Source organism: Mesorhizobium sp. M1A.F.Ca.ET.072.01.1.1, assembly GCF_004023325.1.
Taxonomy (GTDB): Bacteria; Pseudomonadota; Alphaproteobacteria; order Rhizobiales; family Rhizobiaceae; genus Mesorhizobium.
In genome coordinates this window covers 1-26554 of record NZ_RZSF01000007.1, presented here as the reverse complement: position 1 = coordinate 26554, position 26554 = coordinate 1, and the positions used below count along the sequence as shown (strand labels likewise).

General features: G+C 64.1%; 30 protein-coding genes. 20 read left to right on the top strand and 10 right to left on the bottom strand.

From position 1 onward, the window contains the following. Positions 1–2: 2 nt before the first annotated feature. The 4 genes from EOA32_RS02135 to EOA32_RS02120 all read right to left on the bottom strand — a co-directional run bounded on the left by EOA32_RS02135 (position 3) and on the right by EOA32_RS02120 (position 4656). Positions 3–815, bottom strand: a complete 813-nt coding sequence (locus EOA32_RS02135) for an ABC transporter permease (RefSeq protein ID WP_067002359.1) — start codon at positions 813–815, stop codon at positions 3–5. Beyond that, a complete protein-coding gene (locus EOA32_RS02130; protein ID WP_082953946.1) occupies positions 808–1755 on the bottom strand; it encodes an ABC transporter permease in 948 nt (315 codons plus the stop codon). Before EOA32_RS02130 ends, EOA32_RS02135 begins: the two co-directional genes overlap by 8 nt. Beyond that, on the bottom strand, positions 1755–2855 hold the full coding sequence (locus EOA32_RS02125) for an ABC transporter ATP-binding protein (protein ID WP_128370712.1): 1101 nt from the start codon (positions 2853–2855) through the stop codon (positions 1755–1757). Before EOA32_RS02125 ends, EOA32_RS02130 begins: the two co-directional genes overlap by 1 nt. Before the next feature lie 142 nt (positions 2856–2997). Further along, positions 2998–4656 carry an amidohydrolase gene (locus tag EOA32_RS02120; protein WP_128370711.1) on the bottom strand — a complete coding sequence of 553 codons (1659 nt, stop codon included), beginning with the start codon at positions 4654–4656 and terminating at the stop codon, positions 2998–3000. A gap of 169 nt (positions 4657–4825) precedes the next feature. On the opposite strand from EOA32_RS02120, the gene EOA32_RS02115 reads away from it, so the two are divergent. The 3 genes from EOA32_RS02115 to EOA32_RS02105 all read left to right on the top strand — a co-directional run bounded on the left by EOA32_RS02115 (position 4826) and on the right by EOA32_RS02105 (position 7749). Beyond that, positions 4826–5857 carry a histone deacetylase family protein gene (locus tag EOA32_RS02115; RefSeq protein ID WP_128370710.1) on the top strand — a complete coding sequence of 344 codons (1032 nt, stop codon included), beginning with the start codon at positions 4826–4828 and terminating at the stop codon, positions 5855–5857. A 414-nt stretch (positions 5858–6271) separates the two neighbouring features. Continuing rightward, positions 6272–6982 (top strand): helix-turn-helix transcriptional regulator, encoded by a 711-nt coding sequence (locus EOA32_RS02110; protein WP_128370709.1) that lies wholly within the window; start codon positions 6272–6274, stop codon positions 6980–6982. Then, positions 6979–7749, top strand: coding sequence for a helix-turn-helix transcriptional regulator (locus tag EOA32_RS02105; RefSeq protein WP_067326107.1), 771 nt, complete (start codon positions 6979–6981; stop codon positions 7747–7749). Before EOA32_RS02110 ends, EOA32_RS02105 begins: the two co-directional genes overlap by 4 nt. A 35-nt stretch (positions 7750–7784) precedes the next feature. On the opposite strand, the gene EOA32_RS02100 is transcribed toward EOA32_RS02105, so the two are convergent. Genes EOA32_RS02100 through motA form a run of 6 tightly spaced genes read right to left on the bottom strand, consistent with a single transcriptional unit; the run spans position 7785 to position 12671 of the window. Next, complete coding sequence (locus EOA32_RS02100; RefSeq protein WP_128370708.1) at positions 7785–8222, bottom strand: hypothetical protein; 438 nt, start codon at positions 8220–8222, stop codon at positions 7785–7787. Positions 8223–8241: 19 nt separating this feature from the next. Then, positions 8242–9324 (bottom strand): flagellar biosynthesis protein FlhB, encoded by a 1083-nt coding sequence (flhB, locus tag EOA32_RS02095; RefSeq protein WP_128370707.1) that lies wholly within the window; start codon positions 9322–9324, stop codon positions 8242–8244. Positions 9325–9348: 24 nt separating this feature from the next. Further along, positions 9349–10365, bottom strand: coding sequence for a flagellar motor switch protein FliG (locus tag EOA32_RS02090; protein ID WP_128370706.1), 1017 nt, complete (start codon positions 10363–10365; stop codon positions 9349–9351). A 43-nt stretch (positions 10366–10408) separates the two neighbouring features. Beyond that, a complete protein-coding gene (gene fliN / locus EOA32_RS02085; protein ID WP_128370705.1) occupies positions 10409–10795 on the bottom strand; it encodes a flagellar motor switch protein FliN in 387 nt (128 codons plus the stop codon). A gap of 30 nt (positions 10796–10825) precedes the next feature. Beyond that, complete coding sequence (locus EOA32_RS02080) at positions 10826–11761, bottom strand: FliM/FliN family flagellar motor switch protein (RefSeq protein ID WP_128370704.1); 936 nt, start codon at positions 11759–11761, stop codon at positions 10826–10828. Between the two features lie 34 nt (positions 11762–11795). Then, complete coding sequence (motA, locus tag EOA32_RS02075; RefSeq protein ID WP_128370703.1) at positions 11796–12671, bottom strand: flagellar motor stator protein MotA; 876 nt, start codon at positions 12669–12671, stop codon at positions 11796–11798. Between the two features lie 144 nt (positions 12672–12815). Between motA and EOA32_RS02070 the strand changes: the two genes are divergently transcribed. The 17 genes from EOA32_RS02070 to fliF all read left to right on the top strand — a co-directional run. Then, the gene (locus tag EOA32_RS02070; RefSeq protein ID WP_067326092.1) at positions 12816–13592 is read left to right on the top strand and encodes a DUF1217 domain-containing protein; all 777 of its coding nucleotides are present in this window, start codon (positions 12816–12818) and stop codon (positions 13590–13592) included. A gap of 7 nt (positions 13593–13599) precedes the next feature. Next, on the top strand, positions 13600–14322 hold the full coding sequence (gene flgF / locus EOA32_RS02065) for a flagellar basal-body rod protein FlgF (RefSeq protein ID WP_128370702.1): 723 nt from the start codon (positions 13600–13602) through the stop codon (positions 14320–14322). A gap of 4 nt (positions 14323–14326) precedes the next feature. Beyond that, positions 14327–15733 (top strand): flagellar protein export ATPase FliI, encoded by a 1407-nt coding sequence (gene fliI, locus EOA32_RS02060; RefSeq protein WP_128370701.1) that lies wholly within the window; start codon positions 14327–14329, stop codon positions 15731–15733. Beyond that, on the top strand, positions 15714–16373 hold the full coding sequence (locus EOA32_RS02055; protein WP_128370700.1) for a hypothetical protein: 660 nt from the start codon (positions 15714–15716) through the stop codon (positions 16371–16373). Before fliI ends, EOA32_RS02055 begins: the two co-directional genes overlap by 20 nt. An 89-nt stretch (positions 16374–16462) precedes the next feature. Next, positions 16463–16843 (top strand): flagellar basal body rod protein FlgB, encoded by a 381-nt coding sequence (gene flgB, locus EOA32_RS02050; RefSeq protein ID WP_067002392.1) that lies wholly within the window; start codon positions 16463–16465, stop codon positions 16841–16843. A 2-nt stretch (positions 16844–16845) separates the two neighbouring features. Next, positions 16846–17262: a flagellar basal body rod protein FlgC gene (gene flgC, locus EOA32_RS02045; protein WP_067326083.1), complete on the top strand. Its 417-nt coding sequence runs from the start codon at positions 16846–16848 to the stop codon at positions 17260–17262. Next, positions 17262–17591, top strand: a complete 330-nt coding sequence (locus EOA32_RS02040; protein ID WP_095781157.1) for a flagellar hook-basal body complex protein FliE — start codon at positions 17262–17264, stop codon at positions 17589–17591. Before flgC ends, EOA32_RS02040 begins: the two co-directional genes overlap by 1 nt. 9 nt (positions 17592–17600) lie before the next feature. Continuing rightward, positions 17601–18389 (top strand): flagellar basal-body rod protein FlgG, encoded by a 789-nt coding sequence (gene flgG, locus EOA32_RS02035; RefSeq protein ID WP_067002397.1) that lies wholly within the window; start codon positions 17601–17603, stop codon positions 18387–18389. Positions 18390–18395: 6 nt separating this feature from the next. After that, entirely contained in the window at positions 18396–18938 is a 543-nt protein-coding gene (gene flgA, locus EOA32_RS02030; protein ID WP_128370699.1) for a flagellar basal body P-ring formation chaperone FlgA, read from the top strand. A gap of 149 nt (positions 18939–19087) precedes the next feature. Further along, complete coding sequence (locus EOA32_RS02025; RefSeq protein WP_245499121.1) at positions 19088–20176, top strand: flagellar basal body P-ring protein FlgI; 1089 nt, start codon at positions 19088–19090, stop codon at positions 20174–20176. A 62-nt stretch (positions 20177–20238) separates the two neighbouring features. Then, positions 20239–20772 carry a MotE family protein gene (locus EOA32_RS02020; protein ID WP_095800636.1) on the top strand — a complete coding sequence of 178 codons (534 nt, stop codon included), beginning with the start codon at positions 20239–20241 and terminating at the stop codon, positions 20770–20772. After that, positions 20769–21473, top strand: coding sequence for a flagellar basal body L-ring protein FlgH (gene flgH, locus EOA32_RS02015; protein WP_128370697.1), 705 nt, complete (start codon positions 20769–20771; stop codon positions 21471–21473). Before EOA32_RS02020 ends, flgH begins: the two co-directional genes overlap by 4 nt. Positions 21474–21491: 18 nt before the next feature. Then, a complete protein-coding gene (locus EOA32_RS02010) occupies positions 21492–21986 on the top strand; it encodes a flagellar basal body-associated FliL family protein (RefSeq protein WP_095800441.1) in 495 nt (164 codons plus the stop codon). Then, positions 21983–22714, top strand: coding sequence for a flagellar type III secretion system pore protein FliP (fliP, locus tag EOA32_RS02005; protein WP_095777164.1), 732 nt, complete (start codon positions 21983–21985; stop codon positions 22712–22714). The genes EOA32_RS02010 and fliP overlap by 4 nt, the downstream gene beginning before the upstream one ends. Before the next feature lie 236 nt (positions 22715–22950). Next, positions 22951–23835, top strand: a complete 885-nt coding sequence (locus EOA32_RS02000; RefSeq protein WP_067002410.1) for a flagellin — start codon at positions 22951–22953, stop codon at positions 23833–23835. Positions 23836–24116: 281 nt separating this feature from the next. Then, positions 24117–25001, top strand: coding sequence for a flagellin (locus tag EOA32_RS01995; RefSeq protein WP_067002412.1), 885 nt, complete (start codon positions 24117–24119; stop codon positions 24999–25001). A 187-nt stretch (positions 25002–25188) separates the two neighbouring features. Then, positions 25189–26554, top strand: a 1366-nt coding sequence (fliF, locus tag EOA32_RS01990; protein ID WP_128370696.1) for a flagellar basal-body MS-ring/collar protein FliF, incomplete at its 3' end; no start/stop codon positions are given.

Here is a 26554-nt window from a genome sequence, read left to right as displayed (position 1 = left end):
GATCATTTGGCGCGTCGCCGCGCGATCAGGAACGAGACCGAGACGAACAGGATCGACACCAAAAGCAGGATGGTGGAGATGGCGTTGATCTCCGGCGTCATCGGCCGCCGGATCTGGTTCCAGATATAGAGGGGCAAAGTCGTCTGGCCGGGGCCGGCGACGAGCTGGGTGATGGTGAAATCGTCGAATGAGACGATGAAGGCGAGTGCCGCGCCCGACATGATGCCGGGAACAAGCAACGGCAGCGTGATGCGCCTGAAGGCCTTCCACGGCGTCGCGTAAAGGTCGGCGGCGGCATATTCCAGCGTCAGGTCCATGTCTTCCAGCCGCGCCCGGATCGGCATGTAGGCGAACGGAATGCAGAACACGGTGTGGGCCAGGATCAGATTGCCGATGCCGAAATTCAGCCCGAACGTGCCGGCGATCAGCGCGAAGAAGGAGAGCGTCGCCACCGCCGTGATGATTTCCGGCACCATCAGTGGCAGATTGATGACCATGAAGGCCGCCGCCAGCCCGCGCCACGGCTTCACCCTTGTCATGCCGATCGCCGCGAGCGTCGCGCACACGGTAGAGATTATCGTGGCGCTGATCGAGATGATCAGCGTGTTGCGGGCAGCGTTGTGGAATTCCTCGTTGCGCAATGCGCTGCCGTACCAGCCGAGCGTGACGCCCTCCCAATGCGTGACCAGCGAGCCGCTGTTCAGCGAGAAGATCATCAGGATCAGCACCGGCACGTAGAGCACCAGCAGGCAGATGACAGCAATCGAGCGGAAGCCCGGCTGCTCCTTGATGTCGATGCTGCGCGGCTCAGCCATGCTGCACCTTCCCCGACGTATTGCGGACGTAGAAGAACAGCGCCACCAGCACCGCGGCCATCAGGATCAGCGCCTGCGCGCAGCCGAGCGGCCAGTTGCGCCCCGATCCGAATTGCTGGGCGATGAGATCGCCGATCATCAGGTGGACGCCCCCGCCGAGGATCAGCGGCGTGACATAAGCGCCGAGCGCCGGGATGAAGACGAGCAGGCAGCCGGCGATGATGCCGGGCTTCGACAGCGGGATGATCACCCGCCACAACACCTGGCGGCGCGTCGCATAGAGGTCGTAGGCCGCCTCGATCAGCCGGAAATCGAGCTTCTCGAGGCTGGAATAGAGCGGCAGCACCATGAACGGCAGAAAGGCATAGAGCAGGCCGAGTTGGATGGCGAAATTGGTGTAGAGCATGGTGATCGGCTTATCGATCACGCCGAGCCCCAGCAGCGCGTTATTGATCAGCCCTTCGTCGCGGATGATGAACATGATCGCCAGCGTGCGGACCAAAAGGTTCGACCAGAACGGGATGGTGATCAGAAGCACCCACCAGTTGCGTTGCGCCGGCGGTCGCGTCGCCATGAAATAGGCCGTCGGAAATCCAAGCAGCAGGCAGATGATCGTCGTCACTACCGCGAACAGGAACGAGCGCAGATAGATGATCAGGAAGTCCGGCGTGAACTGGAGGGTGTCGTCGAAGATGTCGCGCTGGAACAGGAAGTTCAGATAGGCGTCGGTCGAGAACCGCCACTGCACGCCGCCATAGGGCGCGGCGGCCAGAAACGAATAGACGCAGATGATCAAAAGCGGCAGCACGCCGAAAATGCCGATGATGAGCAGCGCCGGCAGCGACAGCAGGCGGTTGCGTCGCGCGCCGGCTTTCACCGCCTGGGCTTCGAACAACGCGGCCTTGGAAGGCATGGTCGGGGAGAGCGTGGCTGTCGTCATCAGTCTTTCAGGACGCGCGCGGCGCCCTCCTCGAACTGGATGCCGACCTTGGCGCCGGTCTCGTAGGTCACCGGAGACGAGCGGCTGTTCTGATGGCGCACGATGAAGTTTTCACCGCCATCGAGCCTCACGTGATAATGCGTATCGGTGCCGAAATAGACGATGTTGGAGAGCGTGCCAGCGATCGTGCCCTTGGCCGGATCGGGCACCAGGTCGGCATGCTCGGGGCGCACCACCAGCGTCACCTCGCCTGTCGGATCGAAGCCCTCCGGATAGCCGGCGGCGATCGTCGCGTTGCTGGCGAATTTGACCGTCGCCATCCCTGGCTTCTTCGACACCACCGTGCCGGCCAAGAAATTCGTCTCGCCGATGAAGTCGGCGACGAAGCGCTCGGCGGGGCGATCATAGATGTCGCGCGGCGTGCCGACCTGGAGGATCTTGCCGGCCGACATCACCGCGATGCGGTCTGACATGGTCAGCGCTTCTTCCTGGTCGTGAGTGACGAAGATGAAGGTGATGCCGGTCTCGTGCTGCAGACGCTTCAGTTCGATCTGCATCTCCTTGCGCAGCTTGTAGTCGAGCGCCGAGAGCGGCTCGTCGAGCAAGAGCACCTTCGGCTGTGGCCCGAGCGCCCGGGCGAGCGCCACGCGCTGCTGCTGGCCGCCCGATATCTGGCTGGTGCGGCGCGCCTTGAGCGCCTCCATCTTGACCAGTTTCAGCATCTGAGCGACCCGTGCCTCGATTTCGCCCTTGGGCTTGCCGAGCATCTCCAGACCGAAGCCGATGTTCTGCGCCACCGTCATATGCGGGAACAGCGCGTAGCTCTGGAAGACGGTGTTGACGGGTCGCTTGAACGGCGGCAACGGCGCGATGTCCTGGCCGTGCAGCATGATTTCGCCGGCGCTTGGGAAATCGAAGCCGGCAATCAGTCTCAACAGCGTCGTCTTTCCGCATCCGGACGGGCCGAGCAGCGTGAAAAACTCGTTCTCGCGGATCGAGACGGACACCGTGTCGAGAGCCGCTACCTGGTTTTCACCGGTTCCAAACACTTTTCGTACGCCGCGAACTTCGATCGCGTTCTTACCCGGTTGTTCCGGCACGATTACCCCATTGAGAGAGCCTGCTCTTGGCGGCAGGTGCGTTCCTGTTTGATTGTCACCATAAGCCGACCGGCTTGGCAACTGCGGAGCTGCTACTCGTTTTTTTAACGCAATACCCATGCCAGCCTCAGGCCTGGACAATCTAAGCTTGGAAAGTGATCTTGCCGCCACAGATGGTGGTAACCGGCCGCACGGTGTGCAGCGCCTCCGGCGCCGTCTTCTCGATATCGGCCGACAAAACCACGATATCGGCGAGGTATCCGGGCTTCAGGCGCCCCTTGCGGTGTTCCATGAACTCGGCATAGGCGCCTTCGACCGTGTAGCCGGCAATCGCTTCATGCAGCGAGAAGCTCTGGTCCGGCAGGCCTTCTGCCCAAGGTTTGCGCAAGACCGCCGCCTGGATGCCCAGGATCGGGTCAACCGGCGAGACCGGCCAGTCGGATGCGAAGACGACCCGCGCGCCGGCATTCTTCAAGGTGCGCCAGGCATAGCTCAGCGGCCACTTATCGCGGCCGATGCGCGAGATCGTCGGCTCCAGCGGGAAATTCATCGCGCCCGGCGGATGCGGCGGCTGCATCGAGGCGAGCACGCCGAGCTCGGCGAAACGCGGCACATCGGACGGGGTGATCACTTCGATGTGCTCGATGCGGTGCCGGCTGTCGCGCCTGCCGTTTTTCTTCGCTGCCGCCTGGTAACCGTCGAGCACGGCGCGCACCGCTCCGTCTCCGATCGAATGAACGGCGATCTGCAGGCCGCGCCTGTCGGCTTCGGCCGCAACCTCGGCGAAATGCTCGGGGGAAAAAAGCGGCTCGCCGCGCCAGCCCGGACGGTCGGCATAATCGTCGACCATCACCGCGGTCCAGGAATCCAGCACCCCGTCGTAGAAGACCTTGACCATGCCGGACGACAGCCACTCGGAATTGTACGCCGCCGCCATGCGCGAGGCTTTTTCCAGCATGTCCAGCTTCATAAAATTCTTGAAGTGGAACGGGATCTTGGTGCGGCAGATGAGCCGTCCTTCCTCTTGCAGCCCGGCGAGCAGCTCGAGCTGGTAGAGGTTGCCGTCCATGTTCTGGATCGAGGTGATGCCGTGCTTTGCGCACCACTCAAGCCCGCGATGCATGAGGTCGCGGTCGGCGGCAAGCTCCGCTGCCGACGGATAGGGATCCGGCTCCGCACCTTGGAGGCCGAGCCGTGTCCGGTTCGCGCCGAAATGGTCGAGCACGGGACCGAACGCCTCGCCTTCGCGCAACTCGCCGGCGGCAAGCCCGTCCGCGCCCATGACGATTTCGTTGCCTGGTCCCACCTGCTTGCCATGCAGCAGGCCGGCCTCTTCCAGCGCCTTGGTGTTCGCCCACATCGTGTGATGGTCGGAGGCCGACATGGCGAAGGGCCGGTCGGGAATGATGCGGTCGAGGTGATGGCGGGTCACCGGCTCGGGCAGGATCGCATAGTCTACACCGGCGCCGATCAGCAGCCCAGCTTTCGGACGCTTCGCCGCAAAGCCCTGGATCGCGTCGCGAAGCGCGTCGAAGCCCTGCACGCCTGCAAGATGCAGATTGTCGAGCTCGGCCGCGCCGCCGAACAAATGCATGTGCGCTTCGATGAAGCCCGGCAGGACGGAGCCGCCCTGAGCATCGACGACACGAGTGGCAGGGCCTTTGCAGTCGCGGACGCTATCGCGATCTGCGATCGCAATAATCTTATCACCTTTGATGGCAATGGCCTGGGCGGCGGGGGTATCCGGATCCATCGTCAATATGCTGGCGTTCTCGACGATAAGATCGGCCGTTTGCGGCATCATTTTCTCCCATTTGTGCCTAGGCTAGCAGAGTATTGGCGCCTGGCAAGCCGTCCCATGCTGGCCCGAACGACAAATTTGAAATGCCCCTTGGCGGCGCCGGAACTCTCTGCCACAAAGCTGTTTGAGGCCCCGTAACCAGAACTCGAACAGCGAGCCAACTCCCAAAATGAAGACAGTTTTTTCGCCGCTTCACGCCGGTCACGCCAGCCAGATGGAACTGGTCACCTCGGCGATCGTGCCGGGTTTCGAGAAGCCCTCGCGGGCCGAATTCATCAAGGCAAGGGTGGAAAGCGAGAAGCTGGGGCCGATCATCGGGCCGGTCGAGCACGACCTTGCCGCCGCCAAGCGCGTGCATGAAGCGCACTACATCGATTTCCTGCCGACGGTTTGGCCGGAATGGGTCGCCGCCGGCTTCAAGGGCTCGGCGATGGGCTTCACCTGGCCGACGCGCGGCCTGCGCGGCGATGTCCCGCCGAAGCGCATTGACGCCCTGCTCGGCTACTATTCCTTCGATGCCGGCGCCACTTTCGTCGAAGGCACATGGAAGGCGATCAAGTCATCCTATGACGTCGCGCTGACGGCGGCCGCCCTGGTCAAGGGCGGCGAGCGGACCGCCTTCGCGCTCTGCCGCCCGCCCGGCCACCACGCCGGCGCTGCCTTCATGGGCGGCTACTGCTTCATCAACAACGCCGCCGTCGTCGCGCAATGGTTCCGCGACCAGGGCGCAAGCCGTGTCTCGATTCTCGATGTCGATTACCACCACGGCAATGGCACGCAGGAGATTTTCTATCGCCGCGGCGACGTCCAGGTGCTCAACCTGCATGGCGATCCGATGGTCGAGTACCCCTTCTTCCTCGGCCATGCCGACGAGCGCGGCGAGGATGAAGGCGAAGGCTTCAACATCAACTACCCGATGCCCTTCGGCACCGACTGGGACGGCTGGAACGCGGCGCTGGAAGACGCCTGCACCAAGCTTGCCGTCTATGCGCCGGACGTGGTCGTGGTCTCGCTCGGCGTCGACACCTTCGAGAAGGATCCGATCAGCCAGTTCAAGCTGAAGAGCGAAGACTATCCCAAGATCGGCCGCCGCATCGCCAAGCTCGGCCTGCCGACGCTGTTCGTCATGGAAGGCGGCTACGCGGTTGAGGAAATCGGCATCAACGCCGTCGGCGTGCTGACCGGCTTCGAGGACCTCTGAGCCATATCTGATTGAAAGGACGCGCTTCCGCCTGCAACGGACGTCACCGGGAAATCATCGGCTCGATTCAGCTCTGAAGCCACCCCCAAGCAACGCGATGAGCAGCCGCTGAGTCGCAACACGAGTCCAGCGGATTCGATTTTGTCAAATCGCGTTTGATGTCGGATTCATCTGCGGGTAGATTAGACCCGAATCAGCCGGTCCACGGGGGGCGCGGCGACCACCCAAAGTCTCAAGTTCCGGCGTCCTGCCGGTACCAGACGCGGACGGCTTCGCGTTCCCTGTAAGGATTCGGCTCGGTTGGGCGCTGTGCGCGCCCGTGAGTGTGTCTTCGTAAACGTGACGCGTTTCGGGTCCGAGCGCTGGCCAATGCCAGCACCGGGCGCAAGGATCGATTCCGGTCAGAATATCAAAATGAGCAGTCCCGCCGTGCTTCTTCAATCCGACGCTTCAGGCTCGCGCCTGGCGTCGCGCGGCGATCTCACCAGTTTCTTCATGCAGCTTTCAGCCGATATCGGCGCCGACAGCTATATGCTGGTCGCCATGGTGCACGATCAGGATCGAAACGACGCGCGTATCGTGTCGTCGAACTGGATTTTCGACGCCATCGAGCTGATCGGCAAGAGGCTGATCGCCAATCTTGCGCTCGGCCCGCTGACGGCAGCGCCGGGCGTACGTCCCAAGCCATTGGTCGCGGCTCATGCGCCCGATGCCGGCGCGCTACTGAGCGGCGAGGAAGCGCGTCTGCTCGATGTGCTCGGCCACGCCGAGATCTATTCGCTCAGGCTCAATGTCGGCCGCCAGCGTCTTTTCGTGCTGTTTTCCGCCGCCGAGCCCGGCAAGATCGACCTTACGGCCCTGATGAAGGCGCAGCTGAAATGCTGCTACGCGCTGTCCAGCATCCCGCAATTGATCGCCGCGGCATCCATGCAGGATCCGCTGTCGGACCGCGAGCGCGAATGCCTGTTCTGGGTATCGGAGGGCAAGACCACCGACGAGGTGGCCCTCATCCTTGGCGTCTCGTCGAACACCGTCAACAGCTACATCACGCATGCCATCCAGAAATTCGCGGCCTCGAACCGGGCGATGGCGATTGCGACCGCGATCAGGAGCGGCATCATTTGAAGCACGCACAGATCAAAGAGGCCGCTGCCGCCCTTTTCAACGAGCAGCGCAATCCGTTCGGCGCCTTCTCGCTCGGATCGGAGACGCATCACGCGGTGACCATTCCGGACGCCGTGCGCCGCTGCCGCTGGATCGCGGTCGATATCAACGCTTCTGGTTTCGGACTGTTCTTCGTCAGCCCCTCGCTGGAGCGAGCGCGCCTGGTCGCCTGCTTCGATTCGGATTATCCGTCGACCGGCCTCACCACCAAATTCATCTCGGGCGCCAGCGGCGAGGAAATGGTGCGCCACAGCCGCATCTCGACGACGCCGCGCTGGTGGGCCGACAGCGGCATGGCCGTTTCGCAGCAGAGGTTGGAGAGCCTGGCATGGTCCGAACCGACCGCGCCGCTGGCGCCCGGCACCGACGGCATCGCCTTTCCGGTGCATGCGGAGCGCGGCCAGTGCGGGCTGGTCGTCTTCCTGGGGCCGGATATGACCCTTTCGGACGACACGCTATGTGAAATCCACGCGCGCTGCTTTGCCCTGTTTGCGTCGGTCGCCCGCATCCGTCCAAGCGAAACCGGCAGGACGCGCGCCATTTCCAAGCGCGAACTCGAATGCCTGAAGCTGACCGCCAACGGCAACACCAGCGAGGAGATCGCGAAGCTCCTGAAACTGTCGGTGCACACCGCCAACCAGTATCTCACCCAGTCGACGCAGAAGCTCAACGCTGTCAACCGCAACCAGGCGGTCGCGAAGGCGCTGCGGCTTGGCCTGATCGAGTAGCTCGCCCAGGCCAGGCGCCGAGACCTGAAACATCGTCAGGGAAAAGCGAGCGGCTCGGTCCTCCGGATGCGCGCCTCGTCGATCGCGTCCTCGAGCAGGGCGGTGTTGTGCTCCGGCGTCTCGCCCGGCTTCTCGAAAGAGACGTAATTGACGATCACGGACGTGCCCTGCCCGGTCAGCATCAGCTGGAAATAGACGGTTACGCCGCGCGGCCGAAGCTCGAGATCGAGCACGATGCGCGGGCTGCCGCTCCACTCGACATGCGCTTCGCCGCCATGACCGAGCCTGAGCGTGCCCGGCTGGAAATAGAGCTCCGCAGCCGAGTCCACCAGGTCCGACAGGCAGGCGAAATGCTCCAGCCGGATAAAGGCGATATAATCCGCGACCTCGATCAGGCGCAGCTCGCCCACCACGTCCTGGATGGCATTGGCGACGATCTGCTCGCGTGAATTGGCGTATGGTTGCCGGTTCATGGATAGAAACAGCGTCCGATCATTGGGTTACTTTTCGCTCGGCCTTCTTCGAGTAGACGATCCGCACCAATTCGGCGACCGCCTGGTAGAATTGCGACGGGATCACGCTATCAACTGAAACTTGCTTGTACATGGAGCGGGCAAGCGCCACGTCCTCGAAGATCGGGATGTTGTGCTCTCTCGCGATCTCGCGGATTTTCAGCGCCACCAGATCCTGGCCCTTGGCGAGCACCAGCGGAGCGGAGTCCTCTTCGCGCACATATTTCAGCGCGATGGAATAGTGCGTCGGATTGGCGATGACGAGCGTCGCGCGCGGCACCGCCGTCATCATGCGCCGCCGCGCCCGGTCACGCGCCAGCGAGCGCAGGCGCGACTTCACGATCGGATCGCCTTCCGACTGCTTCAGCTCGTCTTTCACTTCCTGCTTGGTCATGCGCAGGTCGCGCCGCCAGTGGAAGCGCGACCAGACGATGTCGGCGACCGCGACCACCCCCATGACGAACACGATCGCCACCAATATGTCGACGAAGATGCCGCGGATGACCATGCCGAACGACACCGGGTTGGTGATCATGCCGGCGAGCAGCCTGCGGTGATCTTCCGACAGCGTGAAGGCGAGCACGGCGATGGCGAAGGCAAGCTTGGCCAGCGACTTGGCGAATTCGACGAAGCCTTGCGCGCCGAACAGGCGGCTCCAGCCCTTGGCGATCGAAATGCGCGACAGCTGCGGCCGGATCCGTTCGCCGACGAATTGCGGGATGTTCTGGAACACTGAAGCGCCGACGCCGGCGACCACCAGCAGCACCAGCAGGCTGACGACGGCGCGGCCGATTTCGAACAGCACGGTCTTGTAGAGCTCGATGACGTCGGTCTCGGTGTCCATCGGCCAGGCTTCCGGCTTTTCCAGGAACATGGCGAGGAACATGCCGAGATTGACGATGGCGTCCTTGGCGTAAAAGACGCTGAACACCAGTATGGCGAGGAAGGAAGCGAAGATCGCCGTCTCGCGCGAGTGAGGCAGCTTGCCCTGCTCGATCGTGTCGCGGATCTTCTTTTCTGTGGCTTCCTCGGTTTTGGAATCCTTGTCGACCGCCTCAGCCATGATGCCCTGACCGCATTGCTGTCGTCAGGCGGCTTCGGCAGTGGTCTGCATCGAGGGAAGCTCGAACGCTCCCTGCCGCGAGAGACGAATGGTCGCCACGGCGATCGTCTTTCGCGCCGCCATGATGTCGTCCAGCGCGATACCTTCCGATCCCTGTCCGAGCTCGGATTCGATGATGCGGCGCGAGCGTGCGCCGATCGCCGACAGCACGGATTCGGTAAGCTCCGCCGGCGCGCCGCGCAAAGCCAGTGTGACGAGCTCCGTCGACAGTCCGTCGAACAGAAGCACGCGCGCCTTCTGGGCGAGCAGCGGCAAGTCGTCGAAGGCAAACAGCCGCGACCTGACCCCGGCCAGATCCGGCGTGCCGGCTTCCTCCAGGTCCTGCATGAGTTCGTCGAGCTCGGGCTTGGCCATCTCGTTGAGCACGCTGGCGACGCGCTCCTGGCCGACCGACGTGTCCCTGGTCGCTTTTTGCGAAAGCACGCTGGCGCGCAACTGGTTCTCGACGATCCTGGCTGCCGCATCCGGAATGTTGGCCATCGTCACCATGCGCTTGATGATCTGGCTGCGAATCGGCTTTTCCATCGTCAGCAGCACATTGGCCGCGGTCTGCGGCGCAAGCTTCGACAGCACCATGGCGGACGTTTGCGGATGTTCGCCGGCGAGGAAGGTGCCCAGGCGCGTCGGCTCGAGCTTTTCCAGATCCGGCCAGATCGGCGGCGGTCCCTCAGGAGCGGGCTCGAACTTCTTCTCGCCCATGATGGCGCTCATTTCCTCCGGCGACAGCGATTCGTTGAGGATCGTGTCCATCCGGTCCGCCGAGTCGAGCAGGCCTGCGCCCTCGGTGAACTCGGCCTCGAATTCCGCAACGATGCGCTCCAGGTCGGTTTGCGGAATGGTGCGCAGCAGCCGCGCGCCCTCGATCAACGCCTTCAGCTCCTCCTGCTTGAAGAATTTGAGCAGCCGGCTGGCCGACGGCTTGCCCATCGCCACCAGGATGGCGGCGGCCTTTTGCGGGCGCGTCAGCGTCAACGACGTCATTGGGCTTGGCTCCGCTGCCGGTGAATGCTCTCGCCGTCCATGCTCAGGCGCTCTTGGTAGCAGCGTTGATTTCGGTAAGCCTGATGCCGAAGCGTGTCGGATCGTGTTCAAGCACCGTGATCTCGCCACGCGCGATTCTGCGGCCGTTGACCACCACGTCGACCGGCTCGCCTATGCGGCGGTTGAGCGCTACCGTCGAGCCCTTCTGCAGGGCCATCAGCTCCGACACCGGCATTTCGGTGCTGCCCAGAATGATCTGCACATCGACCGGAATCGTCATGATGATCGAGGAATTGGCGCCGGCCTGCAGGGCGGCGTCGGGGCGGTTCTCCTCCTCCCGCAGCACGCCCCGCAATTCCTCGATGGCGCGGTCGAGCTGCTCGTCCGGCTGGTCGGCTTCGGGTTCGGCTTCCACCTTGGTCTTTGCCATGCCTCGTCTCCAATAATCCCAAGCCAGGCCTCAGCCCGGCACCAATCCGTCGATGAAATCCTGCCCGCCATCGTGGGGATGCCGGATGCGGACCGTGTAGTTCTGTCCGAGCTTGCCGAACTCGCAGACAAACAGCGTCTTGTCGCGCGCGCTGAGCTTTGCCTGCAGCTGCGCATCTTCCTCGAACTCGATCACCTGTCCGGGCTGGAAGGCGGCGAGATCGCCAAGCGACAGCCGGGCGAGCGGCATGGTGGCCTCGAGCCGCACGGCCGAGCGCATCACTTCTTCCGAAAAGCGGGCTCGCCAGTCGAATTCCGTCGTCTGGTCGCCGCCGTGATCGGCGGTGGCGCCGCGGGTCGCCAAAAGGATTCGCTGCGGGATCATCACCGTCACCGTGCCGGTGTCGGTCGGCGTCGAGATGCCATAGATGATGCGAACAGCCGCCCCGTCGCGCAGCACGCGCCGTTTTGCCTCGTTGCCGGACATCGCCCTCGGGACAGGCTGGCGCAGCTCGAGAGAACGCCGGCCCGATCCGTTCAGCGCCATCGCGACCTCTTGGAAGACGGTGGTGGCGATGTCGGTCTCGATCTGTGACAGGTCGCGCTCGATCGGCGCCACCGGCTGGTCGGGATCGCCGCCGAACAGCGCCTGGACCATGACGGCGATCGCCGGCGCGTCCATGACGAGCGTCATGGCGTCGGCCGACGTCGGCGAAGGAATGATGGTCATGGCGAAGGTTTCGCCTGCGCGCATACGCGCATCGGGGACACGTCCAACTTCGACGGCTTGCAGGTCGACGGTGACCGGCGCGCCAAGCTCTCCGGAAAGCGCTTTCTGCAGCAGCGGCAGCGAGCGCTCGGCCATGCCGCGGCCGACGCCGATCACCTGTGCGGCCTCGCCGCTGTCGCCGACGAGACGCTCGATGATGAGAGCCCGGGTTTGCGACGGACTTGCCGGACTGGTCATGACGCCAAACGGCCCCGGCTGAAGTTCTGCATGCTCAGGCCGCCTTCTTCTCGGCGGTGCCGGTGCTCATCGTGCTCTGCTCGACGGCATCGATCGTCGGACGCTCATAGGACGAGATGGTCTTGCGGCCGAACTCGATCGCGACCTGCGGCAAGGCGCCGTTGATGTAAGCGAGCAGCGTCTGCTTGACGATGATGTAGAGGCGGTTCTTCTTCTCGCGCACCGTCTTGATCTTGGTGGCGACCGGACCGACCACGGCATAGGACAGGAAGATGCCGAGGAAGGTTCCGACGAGCGCAGCACCAATCAGCCCGCCGAGGATTTCCGGCGATTGGTCGAGCGCGCCCATCGCCTTCACCACGCCGAGCACGGCCGCGACGATGCCGAGCGCCGGCAGGCCGTCGCCGACGGCGACCATCGCGTGATAGGCCTTCAGCTTGTCGGTGCGGATAGTCTGGATCTCCTCATCCATCAGCGCCTCGATCTCGTGCGAGCGCGCATTGCCGATGATGATGATGCGGCAATAGTCGCAGATGAAATGCGTCAGGTCGTGGTTCTTGAGCACGGTCGGGAACGCCTGGAAGATCGCCGACTCTTCCGGATTGTCGATATGCGCCTCGACCTCGCTGCGCGACTTCGATCGCAACTCGCGCATCAGGCTGTGCAGGACGCCCAGCGTTTCGAGATAGTCGCGCTCCTTCGGCACGGCCTGCTTGAAGGCCTCGAGAATGCCCTTGCCGGTGTCCTTGACCGTCTTCATCGGGTTGGCGACGAGGAAAGTGCCGAGCGCTGCGCCGCAGATGACCACCGCTTCCCAAGGCTGGATCAGCACATGCAGATGCCCACCCATGGCCATGAAGCCACCGAGCACGCAGCCAAGCGTCACCACAAGTCCGATCAGAATACCCACGACAGGTCCTTCCGCATGTCACGTCGGGGATCAGGGATAGTCCTCGTGCCTTGTGTGAGGCTTGAATCGCGATGCGGAAACCGATTCAGCCTCGCACAAGGAAGCATCGCTATCGTCACCGGAAAGCTTCGGCCGGAGGCGCAGATGTTGAACACCTATACGAGCTATCAGCTCATCGCCAAGGACATCCCAAAGGCAATCGACCAGGTCGAGTCGCAGCCCGTCGTGAAGCGTGACACCGACTACTATTTGGCCAATATCGGCAACGTCAAAAGCATCGACGATTTCGTCAACAACACTCGGCTGTTCAACTACGCGATGAAGGCGTACGGGCTGGAAGACATGGCCTATGCCAAGGCCTTCATGGTCAAGGCGCTCAAGGAAGGCGTGTCCGACTCCGACAGCTTCGCCAACAAGCTGAGCGATAAGCGTTACGCCGACTTCGTCAAAGCGTTCAACTTTGCGGCTTACGGCTCGACCGCCACGCTCTATCCCTCCGCCCAGCAAGGCGCGGTCGACAAGTACATGCGCCAGACACTGGAGGAGAATGCCGGCGAAACCAATCAGGGCGTGCGCCTGGCGCTCTATTTCCAGCGTAAGGCGCCTGACATCAACAGCTGGTATGACGTGCTCGCCGACACGGCCCTTTCGAGCGTGGTGCGCACCGCTCTCGGCCTGCCCGACTCCATCGCCTCCGCCGACATCGACAAGCAGGCGCAGATGTTCGAGCAGAAGCTCGATATCGCCGACTTCAAGGATCCCGACAAGCTCAACACCTTCCTTACCCGCTTCACCAGCCTGTGGGAGATCAACAACCCGACGACCACTGCCGTGACCTCGGTCAGCGTGCTGTTCGCGCAACCGACCACGGTCGGCATTTCGACCGATCTGATGATGGCCATGCAGAAGCTGAAGTTCTGAGAACACCATGCAGGACAGTCTCTACGTCGCCCTCTCCTCGCAGATTGCGCTCGAACGCCGTCTCGACACCATCGCCGATAACGTCGCCAACGCTTCGACCATCGGCTTTCGCGCCACCGGCGTGAAATTCGAGGACGTGGTCTCCGGCACCGGGCCGAAGTCGGTATCCTTCGCATCCTCCGGCAAGACCTATCTTTCCACCGCGCACGGCTCGCTGACCGAAACCGGCAATCCTTTCGATTTCGCCATCCAAGGCGACGCCTGGTTCGCCATCGAGACGCCGGCCGGCACGGTGATGACCCGCGACGGCCGTTTCTCCATGAACGAGAACGGCGAGCTGATGTCGATCGAAGGCTATCCGGTGCTGGACAGCGGCGGCGCCCCGATCCAGCTCGATCCGCGCAACGGTCCGCCGAAGGCCGGCGCCGATGGCTCGCTGCGCCAAAACGACCAGCTCGTCGGCGCCATCGGCCTCTACGATTTCGATCCCGGCGCCAATTTCGTCCGCTACGGCAATTCGGGCATCGTTCCCGCGCGGACCCCGGAACCGGTCACCGACCGCTCCGATGTCGGCGTAGCTCAAGGGTTTCTCGAGGAATCCAACGTCAATCCGGTGCTGGAGATGACCCGGCTGATCCAGGTGCAGCGCGCCTTCGAGAATACGGCTGCGCTGATCCGGCAGAGTGCTTCGTCCACCGACGATGCGATCAAGACGCTCGGCGACAAGTAACGGGATGGCGAACGGCTCGTCCCTGCTCCGCGCGCCTGAGAAGCTTGCAGACGCCGGTCCCACGGATCGGCTGGCCGCGCTCGAACGCATCTGGCGGCGGTTCGACAACCCGGAAACGCTGCTCAGCCGCGGCGGCCGCGTCGTCGAGATCTCGCCCACTCACTACAAGGTGCGCGGCCTTTCGGACATTGCCAGGCTCGGCGACATCGTCGAGCAGCGCGGCAAGACCGGCACGCGCCGCGGCGAGATCGTCAGGATAGGCCGCGACGAGGTGGTGGTCGCGCCGTTCGAGCGCCACGCCGATGCCGGCATCGGCGACACCGTTTTCCGGCGCGGCCCACTCGCGGTCGCGCCGGATGTTTCCTGGCGCGGGCGCGCCATCGACGCTTTGACTCGCGTCATCGACGGCGGCCCGCCGCTGGTCAGGCCGAATGCCGCCGGCAGCGCCGACACATTGACGCCCGGCGCCATGTCGCGGCAGCGGGTCGACACCGGCTTTCTGACCGGAGTGCGGGTGATCGACATCTTCACGCCGCTCTGCTTCGGCCAGCGGCTCGGCATTTTCGCCGGCTCCGGCGTCGGCAAGTCGACGCTGCTTGCCATGCTCGCCGGTGCCGAGGCCTTCGACACGGTGGTCGCGGCGCTGATCGGCGAGCGCGGCCGCGAGGTACGCGAATTCCTCGAGGACACCATCGGCGCCGACAGCATGGCCAAGACCGTCGCGGTCGTCGCCACCAGCGACGAGAGCGCCATGATGCGCCGGCGCGCGCCCGACACAGCCATGCGCGTGGCCGAGCATTTCCGCGACCAGGGCCATCGCGTGCTCCTGGTGCTGGATTCGATCACCCGCTTTGCCCATGCGCTGCGCGAGGTGGCGACGGGCACCGGCGAGCCGCCGGTCGCGCGCGGCTACCCGGCATCGGTCTTCACCGATCTGCCGAAGCTGCTCGAGCGCGCCGGACCAGGCGCCGAGGGCAAAGGCTCGATCACCGCCATCATCTCGGTGCTGGTGGACGGCGACGACCACAACGATCCGGTGGCCGATTCGGTGCGCGGCATCCTCGATGGCCACGTCGTGCTCGACCGCGCGATCGCCGAGCAGGGACGCTACCCGCCGGTCAATCCGCTGTCGTCGATCTCACGTCTCGCCGACAAGGCCTGGAGCGCCGAGCAGCGCATGCTGGTGACAAGGCTGAAAGCGATGATCGCGCGCTTCGAGGACACGCGCGACATCCGTCTGCTCGGCGCCTATCAGGGGGGCGCCGACGCCGAGCTCGACATCGCCGTGCGCCAGGTGCCGCTGATCTACGAGGCGCTCACGCAGTCGCCGAGGGACCGCGCATCGGCCGATCCCTTCACCGATCTCGCCCGCCATCTCAAGGGGAAGCAGAATGGCGATCAAGGAGACTGACCTGCAGCAGACCGAGCGCATGCTGCGTGAGATGATTGCGGAGGCCAAGGCCGCCGAGGAGGCCGACGCCAGCCGCGACTCGCTCATCAACGGCCTGTTCCCGAAAAAGGTGGAGTGGCCGCAGCCGCCGCCGCCCCAGTTCCCCCGCCTCGCGAACAGGAAAGCGGACCGGCGCAGCGATTTCGTCGTCGCAGCGCTCGGCATCACGCTCGGCCTGATCTGCGCGCTGTTTCCCTGGTATATCTTTTTCAACCAGGAGCAGTTCGGCGTCCAGACCATCAAGTTCGGCTGCAGCGGCAGCAATTCGGGACGCGACGGCGGCGGCGTCGCGGCCGAACGCAGCGGACCGCTGACGGCCAAGGACGTTCCCAACGCCGATATCGACCTGCTGGCCACCGGAACGGTGCAGGACGAACCCCCGCCGGCGCCTGGCGACCAGCCCTTCCCTGCGGCCGCGGCGGAATTCAGGATGGTGCATGTCGCCAATGGCCGCGCGATGATCGAGGACGACACCGGCCTGTGGATCGTCCAGCGCGGCTCCGTCCTGCCGGACTCCAGCCGCGTCGCCGCGATCGAGCAGCGCGGTGGCAAGTGGGTGATCGTCACCGATGCCAACAAGGTGATCCAGCTTTCCAGGTGATGGTCTCGTAACGGGCCGCGGGCTCGCTCCGCGCAAGGTCCGCGCAAGACTGGCGGCCTAGTCTTGTGCGTACTCGCCCGGAGAGTCCCATGGAATCCGTCAACCTCTTTGACCTCGCCACCCGGCAGTCGCAATGGCTAGCCGTGCGCCAGTCGGCGATCGCATCCAACATCGCCAATGCCAACACGCCGGGCTACACGGCAAACGACGTCGAACCGTTCGAAAAGGTCCTCGACCGGACTGCGGTGACGCTGGCGGCCACCCAGACCGGCCATCTGGGCGCCGAGGGGACCAATGCCGGCTTCAATCTCAAGCCGGAGGATGTCACGGGCTCGATAATGCCGTCGAAGAACACGGTGGTGCTCGAGGACGAGCTGATGAAGGCCGGCGAAGTGCGCCGCTCCTTCGAGCTCAACACGGCGATCGTCAAAGCCTTCCATTCGATGATGACGATGGTGGTGAAGAGCTGACCATGGACGCCCTGACCGCAGCCCTCAAAGTCGCGGCATCCGGCCTTGGCGCCCAGTCGGAGCGTCTGCGCGTGGTGTCGGAGAACCTCGCCAATGCGCAATCGACGGGCAACACGCCTGGCGCCGATCCCTATCGCCGCAAGACGATCAGTTTCCAGTCCGAGCTCGACCGGACGAGCGGTGGTTCGCTGGTCGAGGTGAGCTCGATCGCGCGCGACCCGTCGGACTTCCCGATCGAGTTCCAGCCCGGCAACGAGGCCGCCGACGCAAAAGGGTACGTGAAGATGCCCAACGTCAACGTGCTGGTCGAAATGGCCGACATGAGCGAGGCGAACCGCTCCTATGAGGCCAACCTGCAGGTCATCAAGCAGGCTCGCGATCTGATTTCCATGACCATCGACCTGATGAGGAACCAGTAATGATCGGCGGTATCGGGGCACTACAGTTCAAACCGGCAATCGACGGCGCGGAGGCCGCCTCGCCGGGCCTGCTTCAGGGCGGCGTCGGCACCAAAGCAGGCGAAAGCGTCGGCAGCAGCTTCGCGGAGGCTCTCGGCCAGGCTGCGACCAAGACCGTCAACACGCTGCAGAACGCCGAACAGATGTCGATCCAGGCGCTGAAGGGCGACGCCGACACCCGCCAGGTGGCCGATGCGGTGTTGAGCGCCCAGCAGGCCCTGCAGACGACGATCGCCATCCGCGACAAGGTCGTCTCGGCCTATCTCGAAATCAGCCGCATGAGTATCTAGGACCGCGTCATGAAAGCCCTTGCCATCGCCGCGACCGGCATGAACGCCCAGCAGACCAATCTGGAAGTCATCGCCAACAACATCGCCAACATCAACACCACCGGCTACAAGCGGGCGCGCGCCGAATTCTCCGACCTGCTCTATCAGGTCGATCGCACCCAAGGGGTGCCCAACCGCTCCAACACCTCGCTGGTGCCCGAGGGCGTTTCGATCGGCCTCGGCGTCAAGACGACGGCCGTGCGCAACGTCCACACACAGGGCGAGCTGACCAGCACGGGCAACAGCTTCGACCTAGCGCTGACCGGCCGCGGCTGGTTCCAGATCGAGGGCGCCGACGGCAGCACGCTCTACTCCCGCGCCGGCGCCTTCAACACCAATGCCACCGGGCAGCTGGTCACCGCCGACGGCGCCACCGTCATTCCGGCGATCACCGTGCCGACCGACGCGGTCGAGGTCATCGTCAACAAGACCGGCCAGGTCTTTGCCCGTATCGACGGCCAGACCGACCTTCAGCTTCTCGGCCAGCTTCAGATCGCCAACTTCGCCAATGAGGCGGGCCTGGCGCCGCTCGGCGACAATCTGTTCCAGGAGACGGCGGCCTCCGGCCCGGCCAATGTCGGCGTTCCAGGCGATCCGGGCTTCGCCACCATCGAGCAGGGCTATCTGGAGTCCTCCAACGTCGATCCGGTCAAGGAAATCACCGAGCTGATCTCGGCGCAGCGCGCCTATGAAATGAACTCGAAGGTCATCCAGGCCGCTGACGACATGGCCTCGGTGGTCTCAAAGAACATCAGGTAACCGACGATGGCCATGCCGGCTTCCTGCCCTGCTTTTCGTCGCGTCGTGCTGGCCCTTGCGCTGGTGGTCGTCGGCGTGCCGGCACTTGCGCAAGAGACGGGCCCATCTCCCTTGCGATCCGGGGAGTCGGCCAACCAGCTCGCCGCCAATCAAGCGGTCGGCGAAGCCGTGCTGATCCCCAACCGGGTCATCTATCCCGGCGAGACGATCGAACGTGCGGCGCTGAAGCAGGTGACGCTTGTCCCGGGCAAGCACAAGCCGGACGGAATGGCGACGCGCTCCGAGGAACTTCAGGGCAAGGTCGCCAAGCGCACCCTCGTGCCCGGCCGCTACATTCCGGCGGCCGCGATCCGCGATGCCTGGCTGGTCGAGCAGGGTGCCTCGGTGCAGGTCTATTTCACCGCCGGAGCGCTGACCATCTCGGCCGCCGGCGTCACGCTGCAGCCGGGCGCCGCCGGCGACCTCATCAAAATTCGCAATGTCGACAGCGGCAAGATCATTTCCGGCACGGTAATGGCCGACGGCACGATTCGGGTCGGCGCATCGTGAGGCCCGTCTTTGCCCTTCTGCTGAGCGCCGCGATCGGTCTTCAGCCCGCATTCGCCGATGGGCTCACGTCCAAGGCCAAGCGCGAACTTGCGCAGAAAAATGGCGGCGTCTACGACGATCCGGAATACGATCCGGCGACCACCACCCGCATGTTCCGCGTCTCGACGGGACCGAGCACGCTGCCGCCCGGCCAGGTCGCCGCGCGCATCAAGGACATTGCCCAGTTACAGAGCGCGCGCGACAACCAGCTCGTCGGCTACGGCCTGGTCATCGGCCTAGCGGGAACCGGCGACAGCCTGCGCAACTCGCCGTTCACCGAACAGTCGATCCGCGCCATGCTGGAGAACCTCGGCATCGCCACCGAAGGTGGCAGCGCGCGCGCCAAGAACGTCGCCGCCGTCATCGTCACCGCCAACATGCCGCCCTTCGTCCAGTCGGGCGCGCGCATCGACATCGACGTCTCCTCGATGGGAGATGCCACCTCGCTTGCCGGCGGCACCCTGGTGATGACGCCGCTCAAGGCCGCGGACGGCGAGATCTACGCCGTCGGCCAAGGCTCGGTGATCGTGGGCGGTTTCACCGCCCAGGGCCAGGCAGAGCAACTGACGCAAGGCGTGCCCACCGCCGGCCGCGTGCCGAACGGCGCCATCGTCGAGCGCTCGGTGCCCGCCGAGTTCGATGACCAGGGCGTGCTGACGCTGCAATTGCGCAATCCCGATTTCTCGACCGCCATCCGCATCGCGGACGCCATCAACGACTACACCTCGCAGCGCTTCGGCATGCGGGTTGCGGCCGAGCGCGATGCCCGCACCGTGCAGATCAGACGGCCGAAGAACGTATCGGCCGCGCGCTTCTATGCCGAGATCGAAAACCTGGTCGTCGAGTCGGATGCGCCTGCCCGCGTCGTCATCGACGAGCGCACCGGCACCATCGTCATCGGCAACAACGTCAAGATCTCGCGCGTCGCGATCAGCCACGGCACGCTCACCGTGCGCATCACCGAGGCGCCGAAAGTGGTTCAGCCGGAGCCCTTCTCCAAGGGCGAGACGGCGGTCGAACCCTTCACCGCCATCGAGGCCTCGCGACCCGACGCCCGCGTCGCCGTGCTCGACGGCCCCGACCTTGAAACGCTCGTCTCCGGTCTCAACCGTCTCGGCGTCAAGCCCGACGGCATCATCGCCATCCTGCAAGGCATCAAGTCGGCCGGCGCCCTGCAGGCCGACCTGGTTCTCCAATAGGCATGCCGATGATCGAGCTCTTCTCCTCAAACCCGCATCGTCGCCCGAGACTTCATACGACCATGAAGCTGCTAGCCGCTGTCGCGATCGCTGCGCTGATGGGCGGCACTCCGGGTCGCGCGGAAGAAGTCCGCCAGGTGCTGCCCGGCGGACAGGCCCCGGCCCAGCCGGCTGATCTCGCGCGCGGGAAGGCGCCGGACGAGAGCGAGATCCAGCGCTTCTGCTCCAACATCGCCGATGCAGCTCGCGACCGCCGCTACGCCTTGCAGGCCGAGGAGCTGAAGCAGCTCCAGGCAGGCATCGACGAGCGCATGAAAGCGCTGGAGACAAAACGCGCCGAGTACGAGCAGTGGCTGAAGCGCCGCGAGGTATTCCTGGCGCGCGCCGAAGAGAGCGTCGTCAAGATCTATGCCGGCATGAAGCCAGACGCCGCAGCCGAGCGCCTGGCAATGGTCAACGCCGAGCTCGCTGCGGCAATCCTGATGAAGCTCGATGCGCGCAAGGCCGGCGTCATCCTCAACGAAATGGACCAGAAGGCGGCGGCGACGCTTACCGGCATCATGGCCAGCGCGGCGCGAAGGGTTGATCCGTCATGAAGTTGCAATTGCTCGTCCTTGTCGCGGCGGCGGCACTGTCCGGCTGCGGCACCGATCTCAAGGAAGTCGGCCGGGAGCCTGCGCTCTCACCGGTCGGCTCCGGCATCGGCAATGGCGGCGCTGCCCCCTACTCCTATCCGGAGCCGCCGGCGAGACCCGTCAAGAAATTCTCGCTTTGGGATGATCGCCAGAGCAGGCTTTTCACCGATCCGCGTGCGCTGCGCGAGGGCGATATCCTGACCGTCAACATCAAGCTCAACGACAAGGCTAATTTCAAGAACAAGAACGACCGCAGCCGCACCGCCGCGCGCAAGCTCGGCTACGACGTGACGCTCGGTTGGGACGGCAAGAGCACCAGCGGCAAGGGCGATGCCGGCTTGAGCTCCAGCACCGAGACCAACGCCGACGGCGAGATCAATCGCTCGGAGAATCTCGAGCTCAATGTCGCCGCCGTCGTCATCGAAGTGCTGCCCAACGGCAATCTGATGATCAGGGGGTCGCAGGAAGTGCGCGTCAATTACGAACTTCGGGTCCTCACCATCGCTGGCATGGTGCGTCCCTCCGATATCGGCGCCGAAAACACCATCCCCTACGAGCGCATCGCCGAGGCACGTATCTCCTATGGCGGACGCGGACGCGTGAGCGAGGTCCAGCAGCCGGCCTACGGTCAGCAGATCCTCGACCAGGTCCTTCCTTTCTAGGCCGGGGAGATCGCTGTCGTGGCAAATGTCGAGCAGGCTCAGTCCAAGAAGGGACCTTCCCTTGTGGTCCAGCTCGCCATGCTCTTGGCCATGACGGGCGCGGCCGTCGGCATGGGCTGGTTCTCGGGCGGCTATCTCAAGCAGGGAGAAGCCCCGGCGCCGGTTCCTGCCGCACCCGAGAACGCTGGCAACCCGGAGAAGTCGGCCGAAGTGGGCAAACAGATCGCCGGACCGACGGTGGTCCAACTGGCGCCGATCACCACCAATCTCGCCGCACCCAGCGAAGTCTGGATAAGGCTGGAAGCATCGGTGCTCTACGACGCGCCGCAGCCGCAGGATATGACCGAGCAGATCCATCAGGACCTGCTGGCGTTCGTGCGCACGCTGAAGATGCATCAGATCGAAGGCGCCAGCGGCTACCAGCATCTCAAGGCCGATCTCGACGAGCGTGCGGCGCTGCGCAGCGGCGGCCACGTCAAACAGGTTCTCATCAGGACGATGCTGCTCGAATGAGAAAGTTCCTCATCGCCACGGCGCTCATCGTCGTCACCACCTCTGTCGCCGCGGCCCAGCAGCTCGATCTCGGCGGCATAGGCAAGGCCGACGGCACCACCGTCGGTTATCTCATCCAGATGTTCGGGCTGCTCACCGTGCTTTCGGTGGCGCCGGGCCTGCTGATCATGGTGACGAGCTTCACCCGCTTCGTCATCGCCTTCTCGATCCTGCGCGCCGGCATCGGCCTGCAGTCGACGCCGGCCAACCTGATCCTGATCTCGCTGTCGCTGTTCATGACCTTCTATGTCATGGCGCCGACCTTCGACCAGGCCTGGAACACCGGCGTCAAACCGCTGATGGACAACCAGATCACCCAGGCCGAGGCCTTCGAGAAGATCTCGGATCCGTTCCGCAGCTTCATGCTGCACAATGTGCGCGACAAGGATTTCGATCTTTTTGCCGATCTCGCCCGCGAGCGCGGCCAGACCGTCTCGCGCGACACCGTGGACCTGCGCATTCTGGTGCCCGCCTTCATGATCTCGGAAATCAGGCGCGGCTTCGAGATCGGTTTTCTGATCGTGCTGCCGTTCCTGGTGATCGATCTCATCGTCGCCACCGTGACCATGGCGATGGGCATGATGATGCTGCCGCCGACGGTGGTTTCCCTGCCGTTCAAGATCCTGTTTTTCGTGCTGATTGACGGCTGGAACCTTCTGGTCGGCAGCCTGGTGCGATCCTTTACCTGACCGCCCCGCCGGGCTCCAGGACTGCATTCAAAGCGCTAAGGCCTCGGCTGCTAAAGCCCGCGCGAATTATTTTGGATTAACCGTCCAGTTTAGCCGTTTGGTAGGAACTTGCCCGCATAGTCCGCTCCAGATGGCGGGTGATCGGGTCTCAGCGATCATTGGCATGATGCCGCACCGTCATACCGGACAAGCCGGTATGTCAAAAAAATCCGTGCAAAAACCAAGGTACGAGTATCATGTCCAGTATCATGACCAATTCCGCTGCGCTGACCGCGCTGCAGAGCTTGAACAACACCAACAAGCAGCTCGAGACCACCCAGTCCCGCATTTCGACCGGTTACCGTGTCGCCACCGCGAGCGACAACGCCGCTTACTGGTCGATCGCCACCTCGATGAAGTCGGACAACAAGGCGCTCTCGGCCGTTCAGGACTCGCTCGGCCTCGGCGCCGGCAAGGTCGACACAGCCTACACCGCCATCAACGACGTCAAGGATCAGGTGGACCTGATCAAGACCAAGCTGGTTACCGCCCGCGGCGCCAGCCAGGAAGACCAGCAGAAGATCGCGACCGAAATCAAGGCCATCCAGGATCAGATCAAGTCGTCGGTCACCAACGCCAACTTCGCCGGCTCGAACCTGCTGCAGAACGACGGCACGGCTGCTTCCGATCTGAACATCGTTGCTTCGTACAACCGCACCGGCTCGACCGTCACCATCGACACCATCAAGGTGGCCTCTGCCGACACGCAGGTCCTCGACACGGCGGGCACCGGCGGCATCGTCGGCGGTCTGCTTGCGACGACCTTCTTCGATCCGAGCTCCGCCGCCGTCGCCGACACCGCCATCGACACCGCGCTCGGCACCGTTGAAACGGCGCTCGGCAAGCTGTCCACCGGCGCCGCCTCGCTCGGTGCCGCAAAGTCGCGCATCGATACCCAGCAGAGCTTCCTGTCGAACCTGTCGGACTCGATCGACAAGGGCGTCGGCGCTCTGGTCGACGCCGACATGAACAAGGAATCGACCCGCCTGCAGGCCCTCCAGGTGCAGCAGCAGCTCGGCATCCAGGCGCTGTCGATCGCCAACGGCAACTCGCAGCAGATCCTGTCGCTCTTCCGCGGCTGATCGCCCAGCGAAATTCAGGCATTTTTGTCGGGTCGCGCCACCAGCGCGGCCCGATTTTCATTTTTGATGCTGCTGCCCCTCCGAGGCGCGCCTCTTCCCTCGAGAAATATTACCGCACCGCGGTTTCAAGGCTGGCTTTTAACGCGCCGTTAACTGTGACGCGCTAGCTATGGTTAACCAATCGCTATGACGGGCCGACCGACGGTCGACAGGCATGACCGCCCCCGCCAGAGAGTTGACCGGCATGCGCGAGGCATGCCTGCTTTGAGAAGGGGTGTATCTTGGCAAGCATCATGACCAACGCCGCCGCGCTCACCGCGCTGCAAAGCCTCAACGCCACCAACAAGGCGCTTGAGACGACGCAGGGCCGCATCTCGACCGGCTACCGTGTCGCCACCGCTTCCGACAACGCCGCCTACTGGTCGATCGCCACCTCGATGCGGTCCGACAACAAGGCGCTCTCGGCCGTCCAGGACGCGCTCGGCCTCGGCGCCGGCAAGGTCGACACAGCTTACACCGCCATCACCGACATCAAGGACCAGGTCGACGCGATAAAGGCCAAGCTGGTCACCGCGCGCGGCGCCAGTCAGGACAACCAGCAGAAGATCGCGACCGAAATCAAGGCCATCCAGGACCAGATCAGGTCGTCGGTCACCAATGCCAGCTATGCCGGTTCGAACCTGCTGCAGAATGACGGCACGGCCGCCTCGGACCTGCATGTCGTGGCTTCGTACAACCGCACCGGCACGACCGTCTCCATCGACACCATCGACGTGGCAGCGACCGACACGCAGGTTCTCGACACGGCGGGCACCGGCGGCATCGTCGGCGGGCTGCTTGCGACGACCTTCTTCGATCCGAGTGCCGCGGCCGTTTCCGACACCGCCGTCGACACCGCGCTCGACAGCGTTGAAACCGCGCTTGCCAAGCTCTCCACCGGCGCTGCCTACCTTGGCGCCGCCAAGTCGCGCATCGACACCCAGCAGAGCTTCCTGTCGAACCTGTCCGATTCGATCGACAAGGGCGTCGGTGCCCTCGTCGATGCCGACATGAACAAGGAATCGACCCGCCTGCAGGCGCTCCAGGTGCAACAGCAGCTCGGCATCCAGGCGCTGTCGATCGCCAACGGCAACTCGCAGTCGATCCTGGCCTTGTTCAAGAGCTGATATTTCCGCTGAGGCAACCCCTCCATCGCAAGGCCGCGTCCTGAGCGCGGCCTTTTTCTTGCGCGTCGGACCGCTGCCTCCGGGCCGTTCGGGCCTCGCATAGCCTCTGGCCGCATGCGCTATCATCCTCGCACAAGCTTCGCGGTCTAGTCTTCCGGCGGAAAGTCATGCTGGGAGCGGTTGAATCGTGCCGGAACAGATCCAGAGCCTCATCGCGAACCTCCGCGGCTTCGGCGTCAGGCGTCTCGCTCTCATGGGCGGCATCGCCGCGCTGGTCATGGCCGTCATCGGCGTCGGCTCGGTCTATCTCAATCGCCCGGCCTACGAGACGCTCTATGTCGGGCTCGACCGCAGCGACGTGAACCAGATCGGCCTGGTGCTGGGCGAGGCCGGCATCGGCTTCGATGTCGGCGCCGACGGAACATCGGTGCTGGTGCCGGCCGGCACCACCGCGCAGGCGCGCATGCTGCTCGCCGAAAAGGGCCTGCCGACCAGCGCCAACGCCGGCTACGAGCTGTTCGACAATGTCGGCTCGCTCGGCCTCACCTCGTTCATGCAGCAGATCACCCGCGTGCGTGCGCTGGAAGGCGAGATCGCGCGCACCATCCAGTCGATCGCCGGCGTCAAGGCGGCGCGCGTACACATCGTCATGTCCGAGCGTGCCAATTTCCGCCGCGACGAGCAGCAGCCCTCGGCCTCGGTGGTCATCCGCTATGCCGGCGTCGATGCCGAGAAGAGCGCCCAGTCGATCCGCCACCTCGTCGCCGCAGCGGTTCCCGGCCTGTCGGCCGACAAGGTGACCGTGCTCGATTCCAACGGCAATCTGCTCGCCGCCGGCGACGACACTTCGAACACAAGTGCTGCCCGCACGCTCGGCGTCGAGCAGACGGTCGAGGCGCAGATCGGTGACAACATCCGCCGCGCGCTGACGCCTTATCTCGGCCCCGACAATTTCCGCGCCAGCGTCAAGGCCGACGTCAATACCGACACCCGTCAGACCGAAGAAACGATCTTCGATCCCGAATCCCGCGTCGAGCGTTCGGTGCAGTCGGTGCGCACCAACGAGGCCAGCAACCAGAAGCAGGCCTCGAACCCGACCAGCGTCGAGCAGAACTTGCCCGAGACGCAGACGACCACGACTGAAGGGCCGCAGTCCTCCTCGCAGAACGACCGCAAGGAGGAGATCACCAACTACGAGATCAACTCCAAGAAGATCGCCACCGTTTCCAACGGCTACTCGGTGACCAAGATGTCGATCGCCGTCGTCGTCAACCAGGATCGGCTGAAGACCATCCTCGGCAAGGACGCCACCCCCGAGCAGATTGCCAAGCGCGTCGCCGATATCCAGAAGATGGTGGCCTCCGCCACTGGCTTTGAGGAGAAGCGCGGCGACGTCATCGATGTCTCGGCGGTCGAGTTCATCGACGGGCTGGACGGTGAGCCGATCGACCAGCCGGGCATCCTCGCCTCGATCGGCACATACACCGGCACGCTGATCAATGCCGGCGCCTTTATCGTCGTCGTGTTCCTGGTCGCCTTCTTCGGCCTGCGAC